Below are 22,136 nucleotides of genomic sequence, written 5' to 3' on the forward strand. Positions count from 1 at the left end.
ATAGACTGTAAACTGCGACCGAGACTGAAAACTATATACTAATAACTTTAATCGTATTCTTAACTTTCTCTGCAATTTTTCTTGCTTCGGTCATATCTTCATTTACGATGGTAACGTGACCCATTTTTCTGAAAGGTCTTGTTTGTTTTTTGCCGTAAATATGTGGTGTAACGCCATTCCATCCTAAAATAGTCTCGATGTTTTCGTAAACAACGTCTCCGGAGAAACCTTCGGCGCCTACTAAATTAACCATAACTCCGGCCACTTTGCTGTCTGTATTTCCTAACGGAAGATCTAATATAGCACGCAAATGATTTTCGAATTGTGAGGTGTAACTCGCTTCAATAGAATAATGACCTGAATTGTGCGGGCGGGGAGCCACTTCGTTTACCAGAATTTCATCTTCGTTGGTTTGAAACATTTCTACGGCCAAAAGCCCAACGTGATTGAATTTCTCTGAAACATTCAAAGCAATTGCTCTTGCTTTTTCGGCTACTTTTTCATCAATTCTTGCCGGACAAATTACATATTCTACCTGATTGGCTTCCGGGTGAAATTCCATTTCTACAACGGGATACGTTTTTATTTCTCCCGATGGATTTCGAACTACAATCACCGCCAATTCATTCTTGAACGGAACCATAGTTTCTGCAATACATTCTACATTTGGAAGATCATCCAGATCAGAAATTTGGCGAATTACTTTTACGCCATTTCCATCATAACCAAATTCGGTACATTTCCATACAAACGGAATTGTGATTTCGTTATTTCCTATCGATTTTTGAAGTTGTTCCGGAGAATCAAATCGTAAAAAAGCTGCGGTTGGGATATTACTTTCGGTATAAAAAGCTTTTTGAATGCCTTTATTCTGAATACCTTTTAATGTTTTTGGAGACGGATATACTTTTACGCCTTCATTTTCTAATTGTGTTAAAGCTTCAAGATTAACCAATTCAATTTCAAAAGTAAGAACATCAACTTGTTTTCCAAAATTGTAAACTGTTTCATAATCCATCAAATCGCCTTTAAAGAATTTGTTACAGGCAATTTTACTCGGCGCTTCGTCGCTCGGATCTAAAACATAAGTTTGTATATCAAATTTTCTGGTGTCAGACAATAACATTTTACCCAATTGTCCGCCGCCTAATATTCCTAATTTAAAATCAGAAGAAAAATAATTCATTTTGTAGTGTGTTTGTGCAAAGATAATTGATAAAATAGAAATGCCAATTTATTGTGTATGGAATTGCTGTTTTTTAAAATTTCAAAAGCAAAAAATAATTTGTTAAAATAATGTATTTTTTTTTAAAGAAGTGGTTTAAATATTTTGTTTTATATGCCTGAATTCCTTAGGTTTGATCTGATTTTCAACCATTATCCATTTCGTAATATAATGACCACAAATAATTGGGCGAACCATATTCAGAAATATCTTTTTTTATTAAAAGATGATTTTTTTGAATTGCCTTATCTGTCTAATTCGCCTCAGGTAATGTTAGACAGCCTTATCAAATTACCTATTGTTAAGCATTCACCTGCCAAACAGCTAATTGTTACAGAGAATGCTTTTTGGAAAGGTACAATGCGCTACCGCACCATCGAAGACGGTTTCTGGATTCTGGAAACCAACCTTACGATGAACGAAAATATCCTTGCCAAAGCAACTTATACGCAGGATCATATTAAAGATTATTATATTTTGTCTTTTTCGGTTTTTGAGTATCGATTTCCGGTTCCCGGTTCAGAGGATATAGTCCTGCTAAGTACCTGCTGGACTTTTTACAAACCCGATACCGAAGTGGCTACTTATTTTTATAAAGGTACAAAAGGCAAGTTTTTTAATATTGCCATGAATAAGGAGTGGGTTGACAAGCATATAAAATCTGATAAATTTTGCGAAAAAGGGATTCTTGAAAATTTCTTCAACGGACAAAAGGGATTTTATACCTGGCTGGATATTGCTCCAAAAGCACATTCAATATCCAAAAAACTTTCAAATATTTTAGAAGACGAAGCTAATATTCATCAAAATACGCCTGAATTGCGCAAACATTGTATGAAGTTAATTACCGAGTTTTTTAGCAATGCTTTTGAAGACAGCAGGATTGAAGATAATATTTCGTTGTGCAATCTGGATTATTTTAATGTAGCTAAAGCCGAAAAAATGATTCTGCACAATTTGCAATCGGCTTTTTTAGGAATTGATAAAATTGCTTTTGAAGTCAACACATCGCCAACAAAATTAAAAGCCAATTTTAAAACCGTTTTCGGATTTTCGATGCTGCAATATCACAAAGAAAAAAACATGCTTTTGGCGAAACAATTGCTTCAGCATTCACAAATCGAAATTCAGATAATTGCGATAATTACAGGTTTTGAAAGCGCAAGTAAATTTACAGCGGCATTTAAAAAACGTTTTAACGAATTGCCTTCTATTTTTAGGGAAAATTAAAATTTGAGTTACAAATATGAACGTAGGAAAATGGGTTAAATTTATAAAAGACAACATAAACTTTTATAGAGATGGTTTTTTTGAGTTGCCTTATTTGTCTAATTCTCCTCAGGTAATTATAAAAAGTATAGTCAACTCTCCATCGGTAAAACATGTTGAGGAAGAGCAGGCTGTATACAGAAATAATCCTTTTTCACAAGGCGTGATGCGATACCGCGAAATTGAAGAAGGTTTGTGGGTTATTGTAACGAGTATTACTTTTAAGAAAAATGTAATGCTGAAAGCGATTTATGATGAAGATTATCCTATTGATTATTATACTCTAACATTTTCGGTTTTTGATAGTGAAGTAAAACTACAAAACACATTTGCAGATAAAACGCCTTTTTCGAGCAAATATTGGGGATTCAAAAAACCAGGAACGCCAGTTGGAGCCTATTTTTACAAAGGTTCTGAATGTGAATTTAATTTGTTTGCGTTTAGTAAAGACTGGGCCGAACGCAATTTTTCTTTTGAAACACTTTCTGAAGATAATCACATTAAAAAATTCCTGAATTCAGATAGCGGATTTATTACCTACCAAAACATTGTTCCGAATGCAGAACAATTGTCTAAAGAAATTTTGGTTATTTTAGAAGACAATAAGCAGGATATTTTAAGCAAGGTACTTTTAAAAACCCAGGCTTTTCAACTGATTTCTACTTTTTTTAAGAATGCTTCTTTAGATCAGAGAATTGGAAGTTATACGCTTCAGGAAACTCCTGATTATAGAAAAATAGCAAAAGCCGAAAAAATGCTTTTGGAGACCATAGTAAATCCGTTTTTGGGCGTAGAATATATAGCAGAAAAAGTGGGTATGTCGCCTACAAAACTCAAGTTGACTTTTAAATTGGTTCATGGTGTTTCGATGATGCAATATCACAAAGAAAAGAAATTATTGCTCGCCATGCAGATGATTGAAAACACCGATATGCAGATAAAAAATATTGCTTTGGCGACGGGTTATAAAAGTTCCAGCAAGTTTACGGCAAATTTTAAAAAGCGTTTTGGAAAAATGCCTTCAGAAATAAGGCTTTAAGCGCTGTAAAATTCTTTCTTTTTTATGTTTTTTCTTTGGTAAAGAATATTTTTCTATAATTTATTTTATTTCTATTTAAATTGTATTTAATTGATTTGTAGTGTTTTAGTTTTTGCAAAGAAATCCAATACTTACAGTTATTTTTTATCAAATTGAGTTGGTCGTTTCGGGCTATTGATGTGTCCGAATGGGCTATTTGAGCGGTTTTATTTCAATATATTTTTGTTGGATAATTTTAACCTAACCAATATGATAATAAAATTACGCTTCAATGCGAATAGGCTTCGCAACTTTCAAAAAACTTCTTATTTCGACTTTGCATATTAAATAATGCAAGCTGTTATTTCAGGTAGTTTTTAAATTTTCCTTTTATAAATAATTTGTCTTCGCGACAAGTAAAGTTCCATTGTTCTTAGCAATTGGAACAGGAAATTTATTGTCTTTTCTGAAATAACAAAATATAGAGATTAACAAAAACCAAACTCAAAAACAAAAATCATATTTGAATATGAAAAAACAAATTTTATTAATTATAATAGTCACATTGCTGCAGACGTTTACATCGTTTGCCCAGACTCAGGTTTATAGTGTTGGCGCAGGAGATGTAACCCCTGGGTCTGGCGCTTCATGTGGAAACATAAGATATACTTATCAGGGAACTTCTCCTTTACAATTAAGATGGACTTCAACAGGTACAGGCAGACCTGTAAGTGTTAGTGTAAGTTTAAATTATGCGGTAAATTGTGCTGGTATTCCCACAAATGATAAGGTCAGATTTAATAATTCGTATCAGGAAGCACAACCTACACCAGGTCCTTATAGTTGTAGTTGCTCTCCTTCTGTAGCATCGCCTACTACATGGAACTTAAATCCTTCAGATTATAATGTTGGGGGATTAAATGTTTTAGATATAGAGGCTATGTCATCTTCTGAAGGTATCAATCTTCTTCCGGGATATTCGGGTGTTTATGCCAGAATAACAGTTAATTATGCAGCATCAACGACAAATCAGGAAATAAACGTTCAAGGTAACACAACTTCTATTGTAAATGGAGATAGCACACCAAAAGCTGTTGATAATACAGAATATGGAGTTGTTAACACAGGCAGTACGGTAGATCATAATTTTACAATTAAGAATCAGGGAGTAAATGATTTGAATTTGGCAAGTACACCGATTACCATTAGCGGCAGCAGTAATTTTTCTATTTTGTCTCAGCCAGCTTCGAATATTATTGCTAGTGGTAGTTCACAAACATTTACTGTACGATTTGTCTCTAGTACCTCAAGTTGTGGTGGCGGAGATAAAAATGCAGTTGTTAGTATCGCAAGCGATGATGCAGATGAAAATCCTTATACTTTTGCAGTACATGCAACAGAGGGTGTAGATACTACAAATCCCGTTGCAATTGCAAAAAACATTACAGTTCAATTAGATGCAACTGGAAGTGTTACCGTAAATGCAGATCAATTGGATGATAATAGTACAGATAATTGCGGAATTAACAATTATAAAATTGCACCTGGAATTTTAGGTACTGTTTGTAATGTTGTTGGCGAAGAGAACTATTTAGTACTTACTGCACCGGCAGGAAGTATTTTTAAAAATATTGTATTTGCCAGCTTTGGAAATTCTACAGGAACTTGTGGAAATTTTGTTTTAGGTTCTTGTAATGCAGCTAATAGCTTAAGCGTCGTATCATCGGCTTTACTTGGGCAAAACAGTGCAACTATTTATTCAAGTAATTCTACATTTGGAGACCCTTGTAACGGAACACAAAAAAGATTAGCTGTTGAAGCTGCTTATGGACCTTCAAGTTCATCTGGAACAGCATCAATAACTTATTCTTGTGCAGATCTTGGTGATCATGATGTTGTTTTATACGTTACAGATAATAATGGAAATGTTTCTTCTGTAAATGCAACTATAACAGTTGAAGATACAGTTTTGCCAACTATTACATGTGCTGCTATTGCTTCTTCTTATAATAATGATGCAGGTGTTTGTAGTTATACAGTATCAGATGCTAGTTTAGACCCTGTTGCAGCAGACAATTGTTCAGTAACAGTTTCAAATGATTTTAATAATTCAGCTACATTAAACGGAGCAACTTTTCCTCTTGGAACAACAACTGTAATCTGGACAGCAACTGATGCTGCCGGAAATACTGCAACTTGTACGTATGATATTGTTGTAGTTGATGCAGAAAAACCAACAATTACATGTGCTGTCCCTGCGACTTCTTATAATAATGATTTAGGTGTTTGTAGTTTTACAGTAGTAGACAATAGTTTAGATCCTGTTGCTACAGATAATTGTAGTACAGTATCAGTTTTAAATGATTTTAATAATTCAGCTACACTAAACGGAGCAGTATTTCCGGTTGGAACAACAACTGTAATCTGGACGGCAACAGATGCTGCCGGAAATACAGAGACTTGTAATCATGATATTGTTGTAGTTGATGCTGAGGCACCAGTTGTTTCAACAAAAAACATTACTGTTCAGCTTGATGCAACAGGAAATGTTACAATTGTTGCTGCAGATGTTGACAATGGTTCTGCAGATCTTTGTGGAGCAGTAACTTTAAGTATTACTCCAGATACATTTACTTGTGCTAATATTGGTGATAATACAGTTACTTTAACAGTGACAGATGCAAGTGGAAATCCTTCTACAGCAAATGCAATAGTAAATGTTGAAGATAAAGTGGCACCAATTGTTGCTGCAAAAAACATCACAGTTCAGCTTGATGCTGCAGGAAATGCAACTATTCAGGCCTCAGATATTGATGATAGTTCAACTGATAACTGCGGAATTGATACTATAGAATTAGACATAACTTCATTTACTTGTGCCAATATTGGAGCAAATACGGTTCAGTTAAAAGTAACAGATATTCATGGAAATTCAGACACTAAAGATGCTATTGTAACTGTTGAGGATAAAATTGCACCAGTTGTTTCAGCAAAAAATATCACTGTTCAACTTGATGCAACAGGAAATGCTACAATAACAGGAAATGATGTTGATAATGGATCTGCAGATTTTTGTGGAGGAACATTAACATATTCAGTTTCACCAAATACTTTTAATTGTACAAATGTTGGAGCCAATACAGTGACTTTAACCGTTACAGATGCCAGCGGAAATTTTGATACAGCAACTGCAACAGTAACAATTGAAGATAAAACAGCACCAATTGTTTTAACAAAAAACATCACAATTCAGTTTGATGCTTTAGGAAATGCTTCGATCGCAGCGGCAGATGTTGATAATGGTTCAATAACCGTTTGTGGCGGATCGCTAACTTTAGCAGTTTCTCCATCATCATTTACTTGTGCCAATGCCGGAGCCAATACAGTAACACTTACTGCAACGGGTACAAACGGAGAAATTTCTTCTGAAACCGCAATAGTAACCGTACTTGAAAACGTTGCACCAATAGTTCAAACTCAGGATATAACGGTTGAACTTGACGAGGCAGGAAATGTTTCGGTTACGGCCAATCAGGTTAACAACGGAAGTTCAGACAATTGTGGTATCGGTACCATGACTCTTAGTAAAACTTCTTTTGATTGTACCAATGTTGGAGCCAATACGGTTGTTTTAACGGTAGTAGATAAAAGTGGAAACACAGCAACTGCAACTGCGAAAGTGACTGTTGTAAACAAATTTGGAGATAATGACAATGACGGAATTTTAGACAATTGCGATCCTGATGATGACAATGACGGAGTTTTAGATGCAAAAGACAATTGTCCAATTACAGCAAATCCATATCAGGAAGATCGTAACAATAATGGTATTGGAGATACTTGCGATAAAGATCAAATGAATATTTCTGAAGCCTTTACTCCAAACGGAGACGGAATAAACGATACTTGGGTTGTTTCTAATATAGAAAATTATCCAGCGTCTGTAGTTCGTGTTTTCAATCGTTGGGGAGCTGAAGTATTTACTGCAAGAAATTACCAAAATAATTGGGACGGACAAGCGAAAGGTCAGTCAAGCACTTTACCTGCAGCAAGTTCTTATTATTATCAAATCGATTTAGATGGTAATGGGACAATTGACAGACAAGGTTGGATATACATTAACAGGTAATTGTAAAAATTAAAATTTTAGAAATGAAAATAATTAAAAATATATCGGCAGGAGCATTACTACTTTTTAGTAGTATGCTTTTTGCCCAACAGGAAACCATACTTACAACATACCGTTACCACATGAATTTGGTAAACCCGGCTTATGTAGGTGTAGACAACGAAACTGCTTTGGCAACTACATTTCGTAAACAATGGACAGGAATTGAAAACGCTCCCGAAACACAAGCTTTATCTTTTGGTACACCGGTTGGAGGTAACATAGGATTAGGAGTTTCTATGGTTTACGATAAGACATTCGTTGAAAAACAAACCCAATTAGGAATTGACCTTTCATACAAAATGCAGGTTGGTGAGCTTACTGATTTGTATTTCGGAATAAAAGCCGGTGGAAATTTTTACAATGTCAATGCTGCTGGTCTTGAAACATATTCAAATCAGTCAGATCCTGCTTTGGCAAACATCAATCAGTTTAATCCAAACGTTGGTGTTGGAGCTTTATTAAAAAGCGACAAATATTTCGTATCCCTTTCTGTCCCAAGAATTTTGAATACTGAACGAGCAAAAAACAAAGATGGTTACACGGCTGTTGCTACAGACAGACCACATGTTTATTTAAGCAGTGGTTATAATTTCGATCTTGAAACAACAACACTTTTAATTTTAAAACCATCTTTTATGATGCGTTATGTTAATGGTGCGCCGCTTTCTGTAGATCTAAATTTGATGCTTCAAATTGAAGAATTTTTAGAAATTGGAGGAAGTTACAGAGTAGACAATGCTTACGCAGCAATGGCCGGTATAACAATTAGTAAGCATTTGACATTCGGTTATGCTTATGAAACAAATACAGGTAAAGTTATGGCAAGTGCCAAAAACTCAAATGAATTTTTCTTGAGGTTTAAATTTAATAACTCAAAAAAATCAAATTCAGAATATTAGAAATAAGGGCAGCTATCACAGCTGCCCTTATTTATTTTACAAATATCCAGATTACTTCAATGCTATTTTATTTTCTTCAAAACTTCTTTGGCAACGGCTTTATATGCTGCCGAATGATTTGAAAAATCTTTATTCAGAATAATTTTCAGTTCCGGATGAATCCACTCGTAATGATTTCCCAAAACATATAAAGTTCTTATAGAATAGGCTTTTGTAGCTACTTTTACATCATTTATCAGCCAGTCGAAAGAAGCTTCGATGCAATTTTGCAGATTTTCTTCAGAAAGGAGAATGCAGTTTTCGGCTTTTTTATAATGAGATTTTATTAAAAGCTGGATCACTTTTGCAATCGGTCTAATGGCGCTTTCTTCTTTCAAATGTTTCAGATTCGAACAGAAAAAATCTACATGAGGCTGCATCCAAAGTAATTCTTCGTAACAAACAAATTCTAAAACCCAACAAGCTCTGTGATGATTTTTATCCGAAGTTAAAAAACAGGCAGCAACCAGCTCATCAAATAAAGAATGGTTTTCTAAAATTTCACCTGAAAGCAGCGATCGGCTTGCTCTGCAAGGACTAACATAGTCGAGTTTTTTTTGCAATTCAGAAGACATTTTTTTTAATTTTCGATTTGAAATAAACATCTAAAATAAGTAATTTAATGAAACACTGCCGTAATAATTTACAGGCAAACCAGGATAATAATATCTGGGCGCTGTATTGCCATTTGCAACCGCATTTGGTAAAATTAACGAAGCATATTTTTTATTAGTTACATTATTTATTCCCGCAGCAATATGAGAAGTTAGATTTTGCAGAATCTCAAATCGATATCCCGTTTTCAGATTAATAATAGTATATGAATCTGAAAAAGCTGAATTAGCATCGTTCATCGGAACTTCGTCTACAAACTGATAATCGGCATTAAAATAAATTCCCAAACGGGTATTAAAACTCAAACCTGCATTTATTTTATTGGCAGGAACTCCGGTTAGTTTATTTCCCGAAAAATCATTTCCGTTATCAATAAATTCTTTAAACTCATAATTTCCAATAGACGCTCCCAAATAAGAATTAAGCCCAAAAAAACGATTAATTTGCCAATTATGATTTAGCGTAACTTCAATTCCTTCATGAAAAGTTTTTCCGGCATTTGCACCTACATATTGATCGTCGCCAACTCTTTTTGCAACCAATAGGTCTTTAATTTCCATTCGGTAAACAGCAATTTCGGTATAAAGTTTTTTGTTGAAAAAATAGAACTTTCCCCCAATTTCAAAATTATAACCGTTTTCAGGTTTTATATCCGGATTAATTGTGCCTTCGCTGGTAAGGGTTTCTTCGGTAGCCGGAAGAGAAAATCCCCGACTTGCAGAAAAATAAATCGTTTGTTCTTTATTTGGTTTGAAAAGAAAAGACAATTGCGGAGAGAAAATACCTTCATAACTATATTTCTGATTTGAGTTTTCGGTATAATTTGTAAGTTCAAATTGTGTTTTGTTATAATTGATTCCCGCCTGAATTTCAAAATGTTCAGAAAGTGCCCCTTTAAGCTGCGAGAATATATTATAAAAGTGCCTTTTTTGATCGGTTTCTGTAAGCTGATTTCCCTGCAGACTTCCCTGACCATTATTTTGCTGGTATAAATTTTCGAAAGTATTTCCGCTATACGTATCCGTAAAATATTCAGCTCCGGCGATGAAATCAATTCTGGTTTCCTTAATTTTAAAATTACCGGAAAATTGCGTTCTCGCTCCGGTTGCAAAAGTATATTGACGTAAAATATCAAAAGGTCTCGGCTCATTACTGTCTTTATAATTGATAAAAACAGAAGTTGAATTATTTAGGTTGTCACCAATTTTGAAATCATAGTCTAATCCGCCCAAAGTCGATTTGTATTCCTTAAATCCTTTTGAAGCCACCCAGGTTGGAGCGCCAGATTCGGGATTGTTTTCAAAAGCATCTTTGTTAATCGAACTCGGAATAAAAGCTTTTAAATATGTATAATTGGTAAAATAAGTCAGTTTGTTGTTTTGTTTTCGAAACAATTCACCTGCAAGCGTAATTCCTTCGCGGTTGTACGCACTGTTTTCGCGCCAGCCATCTGTTTTTAAATTATGATAACTGATGTTTAAACTGCCTTCATTTTCGTTTAAACTATAATTCAAACTATTTTTTAATAAACCGTAAGAACCGAAGACTGAACTCATACCGGCACTTTGCCCTTTTGATTTGGAAAGCTGAGGTGAAATTAAAATCGCACCGCCTAAACCTGCGCCGTAAATACTCGAAAGCGGACCTTTTATAATTTCGATCTGGTTGAGGTTTTCAAGATCAATATCATCAATTACCGTTTCGCTGTTCCCAGAAGTTAACGGAATACTGCCGTAAAATGCCCTGATTTTGTTGGTTCCATAAGTAGTTCGCGCACCAATTCCGCGAATCGAAATTCGGCTTGTGGTAAAATTCGACGATTGCATAAAAACGCCGGGAATTGTATTAATTACCGTTGTAATATCTGTGGTGTTATTTTGCAAAAGCTGACTTTTCGATAAAATCCCGATCGAAGCCGGAGCATCCAAAATATTGGTATTTATATGAAGCGGACTAATAACCACTTCCTCCAGTTTTTCTGTTTTAAGAGAATCAATAGTTTTGCCTTTTTCTTGTGCGAAAGTGTTTAGAGAAACAAAAATCGCAATAAGAAAAAGGCAATATTTTTTTAAGATCATAAAGTTTTTTTAATTAAAAATTGAGAATTAAAAATTAAAAAATAATTCTGGATACAATACCTTTCTTTAAAGATAGAATCTATGTGTTTAATATTCACAAGCAATTGGAATTTTGAATTTCAAGTTTTGGAATTTAATTTTTCAAGTTTTGGAATTTGGAATTTAAAAAAAATTGGAATTTTACTTAGCAGTAACCTTCCAAACTGTATTTCCGCTATCGTCATTTACCAAAAGCGATCCGTCATTCATAACCGTAACTGCAACCGGACGCCCGTAAACTTCAGCCTTTTCATCATTTGAAATAAAACCGGTTAAAAAATCTTCCGGTTTTCCAGACGGTTTTCCATTTGCAAAAGGAACAAAAAGAACTTTATAACCCGATATTTTCGAACGATTCCATGAACCATGCTGACCCACAAAAGCGCCGTTTTTATATTTTGCCGGAAAAGCACTTTTATTATAAAAAGCCAATCCTAAAGATGCTGTATGAGAACCAACCGGAACATCGGGAACAATTGCTTTTGCAGCAAGATCTTTACCTTGTCCTTTCATTCTTGGATCTAAAATATTACCAAAATATGAATACGGCCAGCCGTAAAAACCATCTTTTTTTACACTTGTGATATAATCCGGAACTAAATCATCCCCCAATTCATCTCGCTCGTTAACCGCTGTCCAAAGTTCCTTGTTTGCCGGGTTCCAATCCATACCAACAGGGTTTCTAAGTCCCGATGCGTAGATTTTTTCGCCCGTTCCGTCAGGATTAATTTCCAGAATACAAGCGCGACGAATTTCTTTATCGATTCCGTTTTCTGCTACATTACTTCCAGATCCAACAGAAACGTAAATTTTTGTTCCGTCGGCGTTGGCAAGTAAATTTCTTGTCCAGTGATTGTTGTAACCTCCGGCAGGAAGTTCAAGAATTTTTACACCTTTTGTTTCTAATTTTAACGGATTGTTTTTATATGGATATTGATACAAACCATCCGTATTCGCGATATAGAAAAAGTCTTTTAAAACCAACATTCCAAAAGGTTTATTTAAGCCATCTATAAAAACTTCACGGGTTTCAAATTTGCCGTCTTTATCTTTGTCCCGTAAAACTGTAATTTGATTTTTACTGCTTCTTGTTCCGCTTTCTACAACAAAAATATCATTGTTTGGTGCAATATAAGTCCAACGGGGGTTTTCAAAACCATCAGCAAATTTTGTGACTGTAAAACCTTCCGGTGCGGTAGGCATTTTACCTTCCGGCCAGCTTATTACTTTACTATTTTTTGTTTTAGATTCAGTAGCATAAGGAGGTGGTAAAGTAATTTCTCCCACTGCCGTTTTTACAACATTTCCGGGTTGTTTTGCCAGAGCTTCTTTTTCTTCTTTTTTTACCTGACCGTTGCAAGCTGTCATTAAAATTAATAATGATATAGAAAATAATTGTGTCGCCGTTTTCATTACGCTCTCTAGTTAAATGTTTATACTGTAACAATTTAATAAATTTAAAAATAATGTTAAATTTAATTTTGTAAACATTAACTGATATTTAACATTAACAAAAAAATAAATCAACCGCTTATTTTGATACTAAGATTTTGTTTCTAATTCTGTATCTTTGTCCATTGTTTTAAAACAGTAAAAATAATGATACAACTTCACGATAAACAATTTGTTCCGTTTATTTCGGCTAAAGAAATTGATTTTGCCTTAACCAAAATAGTAGCTCAGGTTGAAGATGATTTTGGAGACGATACGCCAATTTTTATCGGCGTTTTAAATGGCGCTTTTATGGTTGTTGCCGATTTTCTGAAAAAATACAAAAGTCCCTGCGAGGTTTCATTTATAAAAATGGCATCTTATGAAGGAACAGAAAGTACCAATGAAGTAAAAGAATTAATTGGTATCAATCAGGATTTATCGGGCAGATCGGTTGTTATTATTGAAGATATTATTGATACAGGAAATACTATCGAAGAATTAAAACATCTTTTTAAAGCGCAAAATGTAAAACATTTTAAAGTAGCTACTTTATTTTTTAAACCGGAGGCGTATAAAAAAGATATTAAGATTGATTACGTTGGAATCAGAATTCCAAATAAATTCATTGTAGGTTACGGTTTAGACTACGATGGTTTAGGGCGTAATTTATCTGAAGTTTACAAATTAGCAGAATAAATTTAAACAAAACACAACTATATATTCATTTTAAACTTCTTGAATTACAGTCAGGAAGTCAAGAAACACTAACATTATGATTAACATCGTTTTATTTGGAAAGCCAGGAGCAGGAAAAGGGACTCAGGCAGAATTTTTAAAAGAAAAATATAAATTAACACATCTTTCAACTGGAGATATATTTCGTTTTAATTTAAAAAATGATACCGAATTAGGAAAAAAAGCCAGAGTTTTTATGGATAACGGCGAATTGGTTCCTTGCGAAGTTACCACAGCAATGTTAATCGATGAAGTAAAAAAGCACCCTGATACTGAAGGGTTTTTATTTGATGGTTATCCAAGAACATTAGATCAGGCAGAAGCTTTAGATAAATTTTTACCAACAATTGGTTCAAGTGTTACGGCAACAATTGCATTAGAAGCCGATGACGAAATTTTAGTAGCACGTTTACTGGAAAGAGGAAAAACAAGTGGCAGAGCAGATGATCAGGACGAAGAGAAAATTCGTGTGAGATATCAGGAATACAATGAAAAAACAGCACCATTAATTGGTTATTATAAAGAACAAGGTAAGTTTCATGCCGTAAATGGTATCGGAACTATCGAAGAAATCACAGAGCGATTAACGTCAGTTATAGATAATTTGTAGAAGCTTTTTCCGGCTGTACGTTACATCCCGAAGCTTCGGGACGCTAAAAAAACTATTTTTCTAACCACAAAACAAGCTTCTCCCGACGCTTCGGAAGTCAGCTGTTTTCTGGCAAGAAAAATTAGTTTTTTTAGCTCCGGGCTTTTCTCTTTCATCTGGGCTATAAAATACATTGAGGTTACAAATTACAATTAACGAACTATTATATAACGAATAAACCACAAATTGGAAATACTAATAATATTTTTTCTAATACTATTAAACGGAGTTTTCTCCATGTCAGAAATTGCACTGATTTCGGCTAGAAAAAACAGATTGGAAACGGCCGCAAAAAAAGGAAATAAAAGTGCCAGAACAGCTTTGGATTTAGCCAACTCTCCAAATAAGTTTTTATCAACCGTACAAATCGGAATTACCTTAATTGGTATTTTAACAGGTATTTATAGTGGAGATAAAATCACAGTAGATGTTGAAACTTTTGTAAACGGATTCGAAGTTTTAAAGCCTTACGCACACTCAGTTGCAGTAGGAATTGTAGTTGTGGTTTTAACTTTTTTCTCTTTGGTTTTAGGAGAATTACTTCCAAAACGTATCGGATTAAATTATCCGGAATCGATTGCAAAAATGGTAGCAATGCCAATGAAAGTAATTTCGATTATTACAGCGCCATTTATTTGGTTGTTAACATCTTCAACAGATTTTTTATTGAATGTTTTTCAGATAAAACCAACTGCTGACGGAAAAGTTACTGAAGAAGAAATTAAGGCCATTATTAAAGAAGGAACTGAAGTTGGAGAAGTTCAGGAAATTGAACAAGATATTGTAGAACGTGTTTTTCATATTGGTGACAGAAAAGTAAACTCGTTAATGACACACCGTAAATCGGTTGATATGTTGCCATTAAATGCAGAAAGAGCCAAAATTAAAGAATTGGTTTTAATGGATTTGCACACTGTTTACCCGGTTTATAGCGATAACTACGATGATATTGTGGGTATCGTAACACTAAAAAATATATTTGCCAATATCGAAAGCGATCATTTTGATTTGTCGGCAATCATGACAGATCCTCCATATTTAATGGAGCAGACAACGGCTTATAAAGCGTTGGAAAATTTTAAAAGAACAGGTGTTCATTACGCTTTGGTTTCAGATGAATATGGAGTTTTTCAGGGAATAATTACCCTGAATGATATTCTTGAAGCATTAGTAGGTGATGCCTCTGAGTTTTATAAAGATGAGTTTCAGTTAATCGAAAGAGAAGATGGTTCCTGGTTGGTTGACGGACATTATTCGCTTCATGATTTTCTAACGTATTTTGAGTTAGATGAACTAACAAACGATTATGAAGTAAATACGGTAAGCGGAATGATTATGACCGAGCTTTCACATATTCCAAAAGAAGGCGAAAAATTAATCTGGCAAAAGTTTGTACTTGAAGTATTGGATATGGACGGTGTAAAGATTGATAAAGTGCTGGTAAAAGCGCTTAAAGAGTAAAAGAAAATTTGTTTCAAGTTTCAGGTTTCAAGTTTGTTGACATTCTGTTGATTAACCTGAAACCTGAAACTTGAAACTATATATAAACAAGGAAAAATGACAGAAGGAAATTTTGTAGATTACGTTAAGATATATGTTTCTTCCGGAAAGGGAGGAAAAGGATCTACACATTTACATAGAGAGAAATTTATTGAAAAAGGAGGCCCTGACGGAGGTGATGGTGGTCGCGGTGGACACGTATATTTGGTTGGAAATAAAGGTTTGTGGACATTATTTCACTTAAAATTTGCTCGTCATATTAAAGCCGGTCACGGTGGAGATGGAGGAGGAGACCGTAGTACGGGCGCAGATGGAGAAGATAAATTTATTGAAGTGCCTTTGGGAACTGTTGTAAAAGACAAGGAAACCGGAGAAACTTTATTCGAAATTACGGAAGACGGAGAAAAAAGAATTCTTTCAAAAGGAGGAAAAGGAGGACTAGGAAACTGGCATTTTAGAAGTTCAACAAATCAAACTCCAAGATATGCACAGCCAGGTTTACCGGGTGTAGAAATGGATGTAATTCTGGAACTTAAAGTTTTGGCAGATGTTGGTTTAGTAGGTTTCCCAAATGCTGGAAAATCAACTTTATTGTCTGTATTAACTTCAGCAAAACCAAAAATTGCCGATTATCCTTTTACAACCTTAAAACCAAATTTAGGAATTGTTGCTTACAGAGATTTTCAGTCGTTTGTAATTGCCGATATCCCAGGTATTATTGAAGGTGCTGCCGAAGGAAAAGGTTTAGGACATTATTTCCTGCGCCATATTGAGCGTAATTCTACATTATTGTTTTTAGTTCCTGTTGATACACCGGATATTAAAGGAGAATATGATATTTTGGTTAATGAGTTAACCAAATATAATCCTGAAATGCTTGATAAGGAACGCTTGTTGGTAATATCAAAATGCGATATGCTGGATGACGAGTTAAAAGCAGAATTAAAAGAAGAATTGGATGTTGCTTTTAAAGATGTTCCGTATATGTTTATTTCCTCTGTTGCCCAGCAAGGTTTGACAGATTTAAAAGATAAACTTTGGAAAATGCTAAATGAGTAAAATCTTTATTTAAAATAAAATAAAAAACCCGACAGTTAATAGCTTGTCGGGTTTTTGCTTTTAGCGAATAACAAAAGCATCTCGGGTTTTATCTTTTAATTTAAAGATTATAGTCCGAAATTTTTAGATACACCAATGTTAAATGTTTTTCCAAAATCAAAACCTACACGTTCTTGTCTTGGATCATTTTTACCATCAATGTTATCATAGTTAACACCTCCGATAGAGAAGTTTAAACCAAATCCTCTTTTCATATTAATAAACAAAGCAGGAGTAAGATTTACATACATTCCTTTTGCATTATTTACAGATGCATTTTGGTAACCTGCACCTAAATCAGCATAAACCGAAAATAATTCAGAAAGTGGAGTAGCATAACGTACAAAACCTCCAATTTTATATTTCTCTGCGCTGTCTGATCCTGTGTTTTTAAAAGTTTTGATTGAACCTTCAACTCCTGCAGTCCATTTATCTGCAAATTGATATCCAATTTTTGGAGAAAATTCAAAATTTTCTGATTTGTTGTCTCCTAGTTTTTCTGAAGAAAACCCAACATTCCCACCTAATAACATTGATCCTTTTTGTGCATTAGAAATAGTAACTACTAATAAGGCTAATGCCAGTAAAAATTTTTTCATTTTTGTATTTGTTTTAAATTTAAAGCAAATTTAGACAAACATAATTGTAAGAAATAATTTATATTATTTATTTTTAATTGAAAGTTAATTTTTACAAATTATTTTGCTTCTTAATAATTTTTTTTTGTTTTCTTTTAGATTTTAATAATTTACTTGATTTTTGATCTTCAAAATTAATTTAAATTTTATCTTTTGTAAATTGTGAATTTCGCAATCCTAGGATAGAATATATTTAATATGTTTTGTATTTAGATGCTTATTTTGTGTATTGTTGCGAAAATGCGCTATATTCGCATACTTAAACAAAATAACATGAAAAAAATAGTTTTATTCTTGACCATGTGCTTAATGGCTTTTCCTGTAAGAGCTGATGAAGGAATGTGGTTTTTGATGTTTATCGAAAGGTTAAACCATAGAGATATGGAAAAAATGGGCTTGCAATTAACGTCCGAAGAAATTTACAGTATCAATCATCATAGTTTAAAAGATGCTATTGTTCAGTTTAACGGAGGTTGTACTGCCGAAATTGTATCTAAAGATGGACTGGTTTTAACAAATCACCACTGCGGATATAATGCAATTGCTGAGCTTTCTACAGCAGAACAAAATTATCTAAAAGATGGTTTTTGGGCAAAAGAGAGAAGTGCCGAGATGAAACCAAAATCATTATACGTTCGTTTCTTTGTTCGTATGGATGATGTTTCTAAAAGAATCTTATCAAAAGTAAATGATACGATGACTGAAACAGAAAGAAACAAAATTATTCAACAAGAAATTGCTTTGATTGAAAAAGAGAATAATGAAGGTGGAAAATACACTGTTTCTGTTCGTCCTTTCTTTCAGGGAAATGAATATTACTATTTTGTTTACCAGGATTATACAGATGTTCGTTTAGTGGGGACACCGCCTGAAAGTGTTGGTAAATTTGGTGGAGATACGGATAACTGGGAATGGCCGCGTCAAACAGGAGATTTCTCTATGTTTAGAGTTTATGCTGATAAAGACGGAAATCCGGCAACATATTCTAAAGAGAATGTGCCTTTAAAACCAAAACATTTTTTACCTGTAAGTATTAAAGGTGTAAAAGAAAATGATTTTGCTATGATTCTTGGATATCCGGGAAGAACAAACCGTTGGATGCCGGCTGGAGGAATTGAACAAAATATTAAGTATGCTTATCCTGCTTGGGTTGAAGGTGCAAAAACCGGAATGGACCAAATGAAAAAGTATATGGATAAAGATGCTACAGTACGTTTGCAATATGCATCTAAGTATGCTTCAACAGCTAATTACTGGAAAAACCGTCAGGGTATGATTGATGCTTTGACAAAAGCAGGAACGGTAGATGCTAAAACTGCACAGGAAGATAAATTCTACGAATGGGCAACTAAACCGGCAAATAGTGAAAAATATGAAAATGTAATTCCAACAATCAATGATTATTACAGAGAGACTAATTTAAAAGCACGTCATGATAATTATTTGATGCAGCTTTTACGTACTTCTGCTTACGCAGCTGGTCCTGCAAATTTAGGAAATGCATTGATTGCTTATTATAACGAAAATGATGCTAAAAAAGCAGAAATGTTACCAAAAATCAATACGATGATTGATAATATTTACGGTGAATTTTATGCGCCTCTTGAAAAAGATATATTAACAGCGCAGTTAAATTTATATGCTTCTAAAGCTGCTGAATATGGTTTAGCTACACAAATTGCTAAAATGAAATCAGAGAATAATGGTGATTTTACTGCAGATGTAGCAAAGGCAACTGAAATAAGTTATTTTACAACTAAAGAGAAAGTATTGGCATTTATGGCTAATCCGAAACCATTAGCAATTGTACATGATCCTTTGTATATTATTTCTAACGATTTGTTGACAAAATACCGTTCTAAAACAGACGATCAGGCAAAAGCTGATGATGGTTTTGCAATTGCTTACCGCGAATTGGTTGAAGGTTTAAGAGCATCAAAATTAAATACGATTCAATATCCGGATGCAAACTCAACCTTGAGACTTACTTACGGAAAAGTTCGCGCATTGCCTGCTGATACTCGTAATGATGCTACAATAAACAATTATACTACCATGGAAAGTATGGTGAAAAAGTATAAAGCAGGAGATCAGGAATTTGATTTACCAGCACGTTTGTTAGAATTGAATAAAGCAAAAGATTACGGTCAATATGCTGATAAAGCAGGATATATGCCAGTAAACTTTTTAACAGATAATGATATTACAGGAGGAAACTCTGGTTCTCCGGTTCTTAACGGAAAAGGAGAGTTAATAGGAATTGCTTTTGATGGTAACATCGAAGCTATGGCCGGTGATGTTATTTTTGATCCTAAATTACAAAGAACAATCAATGTGGATATTCGTTATGTACTTTGGATTATTGACAAATATGCAGGTGCTAAAAATATTATTGATGAAATGACGATTGTAAAATAATCGAATTTAATAACATTTAAAAATCCGTCTTGTTTTTTACAGGACGGATTTTTTTTGAATATTAATTTGCAATTAAAACTAAATGATGCACGTTATATTTCCTTATTTTTGAGACATGAAAAAACTGCTATTCCTTTTTTTGTTTGTACCGCTTATACTTTGGTCACAAACTAATTTTGAAAAAGGAGAGAAATTATTTCACTCAAAAAAGTATGATGAGGCTCAGGTTATTTTTGAAGAGATTTTAAAAACGAAGCCCTCGGATATAAAAACACTTGAATATTTAGGCGAAATTGAAGCGCATCATAAGGCCTGGGAAAGTGGCGCTGTTTATTTTAAAAAACTAAAAGAACTTAAGCCTACTACAGCAGATTATTTTTATAAATACGGCGGCTGTCTGGCCATGCGGGCCATGGAAGTGAACAGGATTAAAGCTTTGGGAATGGTGGGTGATATGAAAGAAGCATTTGAAAAAGCGATTGCTTTAGATCCAAAACATATTCCGGCCAGATGGGCATTAATCGAAATATATTTGCAATTGCCGGGAATTTTTGGCGGAAGTGAATCAAAAGCGATTTCATACTCCAATCAGTTAGCACAATTATCGCCGGTTGATGGTTATTTGTCGAGAGGAAGAATAGATGTTTATTTTAAAAGATATACGGCAGCCGAAAAAAACTTTATAAAAGCTCATGAAATTGGTAAATCAAAAAACACGTTTCAAAAATTATATAATTTATATTTGAATAAATTAAATGACCCTAAAAAAGCCAGGGAATTAAAACAAAAATTTGAACCGTAATAAGCAAATATTAAATACTGAATTCTGAAATATAATTGGAATTTGGTCCCGATGCTTCGGGATAAAAATTGGAATTTAAATGAGAACACATTTTATCGCTATAGGCGGAAGTGCCATGCACAATTTAGCATTAGCATTGCATAACAAAGGATATAAGGTAACAGGTAGTGATGATGCTATTTTTGAACCATCTAAATCAAGATTAGAAAAGAAAGGAATTTTACCTGCTGAAATGGGTTGGTTTTCTGAAAAAATAACATCAGATATCGATGCTGTAATTTTAGGAATGCATGCTAAAGCTGATAATCCTGAATTGTTAAAAGCTCAGGAATTAGGATTGAAAATTTATTCTTATCCTGAATTTTTGTATGAGCAATCTAAAAATAAAACACGTGTTGTAATTGGCGGTTCTCACGGGAAAACAACGATTACCTCAATGATTTTGCATGTAATGCATTATCATAATATCGAAGTGGATTATATGGTTGGTGCACAATTAGAAGGTTTTGATACAATGGTTCATCTTACCGAAGAAAATGATTTTATGGTTTTGGAAGGTGATGAGTATTTATCTTCTCCAATAGACAGACGTCCGAAATTTCATTTATATCAGCCAAATATTGCTTTGATTTCAGGTATTGCCTGGGATCATATTAATGTTTTTCCAACGTATGAAAATTATGTAGAACAGTTTGAAATTTTCATTGGCAAAATTACAAATGGAGGAATTTTAGTGTACAATGAAAATGATCCTGAAGTAAAACGAGTTTCAGAGGCAGCTACAAATCCAATTCGTAAACTACCTTATAATACGCCCGAATATACAGTTAGCGATGGTGTAACTTTGCTTAAAACTCCGGAAGGTGATATGCCAATTGAGGTTTTTGGAGCGCACAATTTAAACAATTTAGCCGGAGCAAAATGGATTTGCCAAAATATGGGTGTCGATGAAGCAGATTTTTATGAGGCAATTGCAAGTTTTAAAGGAGCATCAAAACGACTTGAAAAAATTGCAGAAGGCAAAGGAAAAGTCGCTTATAAAGATTTTGCCCATTCGCCAAGTAAAGTGGCAGCAACAACAAAAGCTGTAAAAGAGCAATATCCGAACAGGACTTTAGTAGCGTGTTTAGAATTGCACACTTATAGCAGTTTAAATGCTGAGTTTTTAAAAGAATACGAAGGAGCGCTTGAATATGCTGATGTAGCTGTAGTATTCTATTCCCCGGATGCAGTAAAAATTAAGCAATTAGAAGAAGTAACCTACGAACAAATTGCAACTTCTTTTAATAGAAAAGATTTAATTATTTACACAAATCCTGTGGAATTTAAAGAATATCTATTCAATTTAAATCTTGAAAACTCTGCTTTATTATTGATGAGTTCAGGTAATTATGGTGGATTGAACTTTGACGAAGTGAAAGCATTAATTGAATAAACGTAATGGATTTATATTAAAAGAGAAATCACTGCAAATGCAAAAAGCTATGATTTCTCTTTTTTATTTCTTTA

The 22,136-nt window shown here is 33.9% G+C and carries 16 protein-coding genes; 11 read left to right on the forward strand and 5 right to left on the reverse strand.

Translation table 11 applies throughout. The annotated features are described in order from the left end of the window. Window positions 1–31: 31 nt before the first annotated feature. Window positions 32–1,186: a 5-(carboxyamino)imidazole ribonucleotide synthase gene (locus RT99_RS16465; RefSeq protein ID WP_042565847.1), complete on the reverse strand. Its 1,155-nt coding sequence runs from the start codon at window positions 1,184–1,186 to the stop codon at window positions 32–34. 210 nt (window positions 1,187–1,396) lie between these two features. On the opposite strand from RT99_RS16465, the gene RT99_RS16470 reads away from it, so the two are divergent. The 4 genes from RT99_RS16470 to RT99_RS16485 all read left to right on the forward strand — a co-directional run bounded on the left by RT99_RS16470 (window position 1,397) and on the right by RT99_RS16485 (window position 8,582). Further along, the gene (locus RT99_RS16470) at window positions 1,397–2,455 is read left to right on the forward strand and encodes an AraC family transcriptional regulator (protein WP_042565848.1); all 1,059 of its coding nucleotides are present in this window, start codon (window positions 1,397–1,399) and stop codon (window positions 2,453–2,455) included. A 16-nt stretch (window positions 2,456–2,471) separates the two neighbouring features. Further along, window positions 2,472–3,533, forward strand: a complete 1,062-nt coding sequence (locus tag RT99_RS16475) for an AraC family transcriptional regulator (RefSeq protein WP_042565849.1) — start codon at window positions 2,472–2,474, stop codon at window positions 3,531–3,533. 508 nt (window positions 3,534–4,041) lie between these two features. Further along, window positions 4,042–7,641 (forward strand): T9SS C-terminal target domain-containing protein, encoded by a 3,600-nt coding sequence (locus RT99_RS16480; protein WP_042565850.1) that lies wholly within the window; start codon window positions 4,042–4,044, stop codon window positions 7,639–7,641. Window positions 7,642–7,664: 23 nt separating this feature from the next. Then, window positions 7,665–8,582 (forward strand): type IX secretion system membrane protein PorP/SprF, encoded by a 918-nt coding sequence (locus RT99_RS16485; protein ID WP_082036975.1) that lies wholly within the window; start codon window positions 7,665–7,667, stop codon window positions 8,580–8,582. 62 nt (window positions 8,583–8,644) lie between these two features. Here RT99_RS16485 and RT99_RS16490 read toward each other — a convergent pair whose 3' ends face one another. The 3 genes from RT99_RS16490 to RT99_RS16500 all read right to left on the reverse strand — a co-directional run bounded on the left by RT99_RS16490 (window position 8,645) and on the right by RT99_RS16500 (window position 12,766). After that, window positions 8,645–9,196 carry a hypothetical protein gene (locus RT99_RS16490; RefSeq protein ID WP_042566046.1) on the reverse strand — a complete coding sequence of 184 codons (552 nt, stop codon included), beginning with the start codon at window positions 9,194–9,196 and terminating at the stop codon, window positions 8,645–8,647. Window positions 9,197–9,226: 30 nt separating this feature from the next. Further along, window positions 9,227–11,314 (reverse strand): TonB-dependent receptor, encoded by a 2,088-nt coding sequence (locus RT99_RS16495; protein WP_042565852.1) that lies wholly within the window; start codon window positions 11,312–11,314, stop codon window positions 9,227–9,229. Between the two features lie 180 nt (window positions 11,315–11,494). Beyond that, the gene (locus RT99_RS16500) at window positions 11,495–12,766 is read right to left on the reverse strand and encodes a sorbosone dehydrogenase family protein (RefSeq protein WP_042565853.1); all 1,272 of its coding nucleotides are present in this window, start codon (window positions 12,764–12,766) and stop codon (window positions 11,495–11,497) included. A 186-nt stretch (window positions 12,767–12,952) separates the two neighbouring features. Between RT99_RS16500 and hpt the strand changes: the two genes are divergently transcribed. The 4 genes from hpt (at window position 12,953) to obgE (ending at window position 16,730) form a co-directional block, all read left to right on the forward strand. Next, window positions 12,953–13,483: a hypoxanthine phosphoribosyltransferase gene (gene hpt / locus RT99_RS16505; RefSeq protein WP_042565854.1), complete on the forward strand. Its 531-nt coding sequence runs from the start codon at window positions 12,953–12,955 to the stop codon at window positions 13,481–13,483. A gap of 76 nt (window positions 13,484–13,559) precedes the next feature. Continuing rightward, window positions 13,560–14,132 carry an adenylate kinase gene (locus tag RT99_RS16510; RefSeq protein WP_042565855.1) on the forward strand — a complete coding sequence of 191 codons (573 nt, stop codon included), beginning with the start codon at window positions 13,560–13,562 and terminating at the stop codon, window positions 14,130–14,132. A 225-nt stretch (window positions 14,133–14,357) separates the two neighbouring features. Then, window positions 14,358–15,632, forward strand: coding sequence for a hemolysin family protein (locus RT99_RS16515; RefSeq protein ID WP_073395744.1), 1,275 nt, complete (start codon window positions 14,358–14,360; stop codon window positions 15,630–15,632). A gap of 96 nt (window positions 15,633–15,728) precedes the next feature. After that, window positions 15,729–16,730: a GTPase ObgE gene (obgE, locus tag RT99_RS16520; RefSeq protein WP_042565857.1), complete on the forward strand. Its 1,002-nt coding sequence runs from the start codon at window positions 15,729–15,731 to the stop codon at window positions 16,728–16,730. A 107-nt stretch (window positions 16,731–16,837) separates the two neighbouring features. On the opposite strand, the gene RT99_RS16525 is transcribed toward obgE, so the two are convergent. Further along, on the reverse strand, window positions 16,838–17,368 hold the full coding sequence (locus RT99_RS16525) for an outer membrane beta-barrel protein (protein WP_042565858.1): 531 nt from the start codon (window positions 17,366–17,368) through the stop codon (window positions 16,838–16,840). A gap of 312 nt (window positions 17,369–17,680) precedes the next feature. Between RT99_RS16525 and RT99_RS16530 the strand changes: the two genes are divergently transcribed. From RT99_RS16530 to murC, 3 genes are all read left to right on the forward strand, one after another. Beyond that, the gene (locus RT99_RS16530) at window positions 17,681–19,825 is read left to right on the forward strand and encodes a S46 family peptidase (protein ID WP_042565859.1); all 2,145 of its coding nucleotides are present in this window, start codon (window positions 17,681–17,683) and stop codon (window positions 19,823–19,825) included. A gap of 115 nt (window positions 19,826–19,940) precedes the next feature. After that, window positions 19,941–20,627 (forward strand): lipopolysaccharide assembly protein LapB, encoded by a 687-nt coding sequence (locus RT99_RS16535; protein ID WP_042565860.1) that lies wholly within the window; start codon window positions 19,941–19,943, stop codon window positions 20,625–20,627. Between the two features lie 79 nt (window positions 20,628–20,706). After that, a complete protein-coding gene (gene murC, locus RT99_RS16540; protein WP_042565861.1) occupies window positions 20,707–22,062 on the forward strand; it encodes a UDP-N-acetylmuramate--L-alanine ligase in 1,356 nt (451 codons plus the stop codon). The last annotated feature ends 74 nt before the right edge of the window (window positions 22,063–22,136 follow it).

This window comes from Flavobacterium sp. MEB061, from assembly GCF_000834715.1.
Classification (GTDB): Bacteria; Bacteroidota; Bacteroidia; order Flavobacteriales; family Flavobacteriaceae; genus Flavobacterium; species Flavobacterium pectinovorum.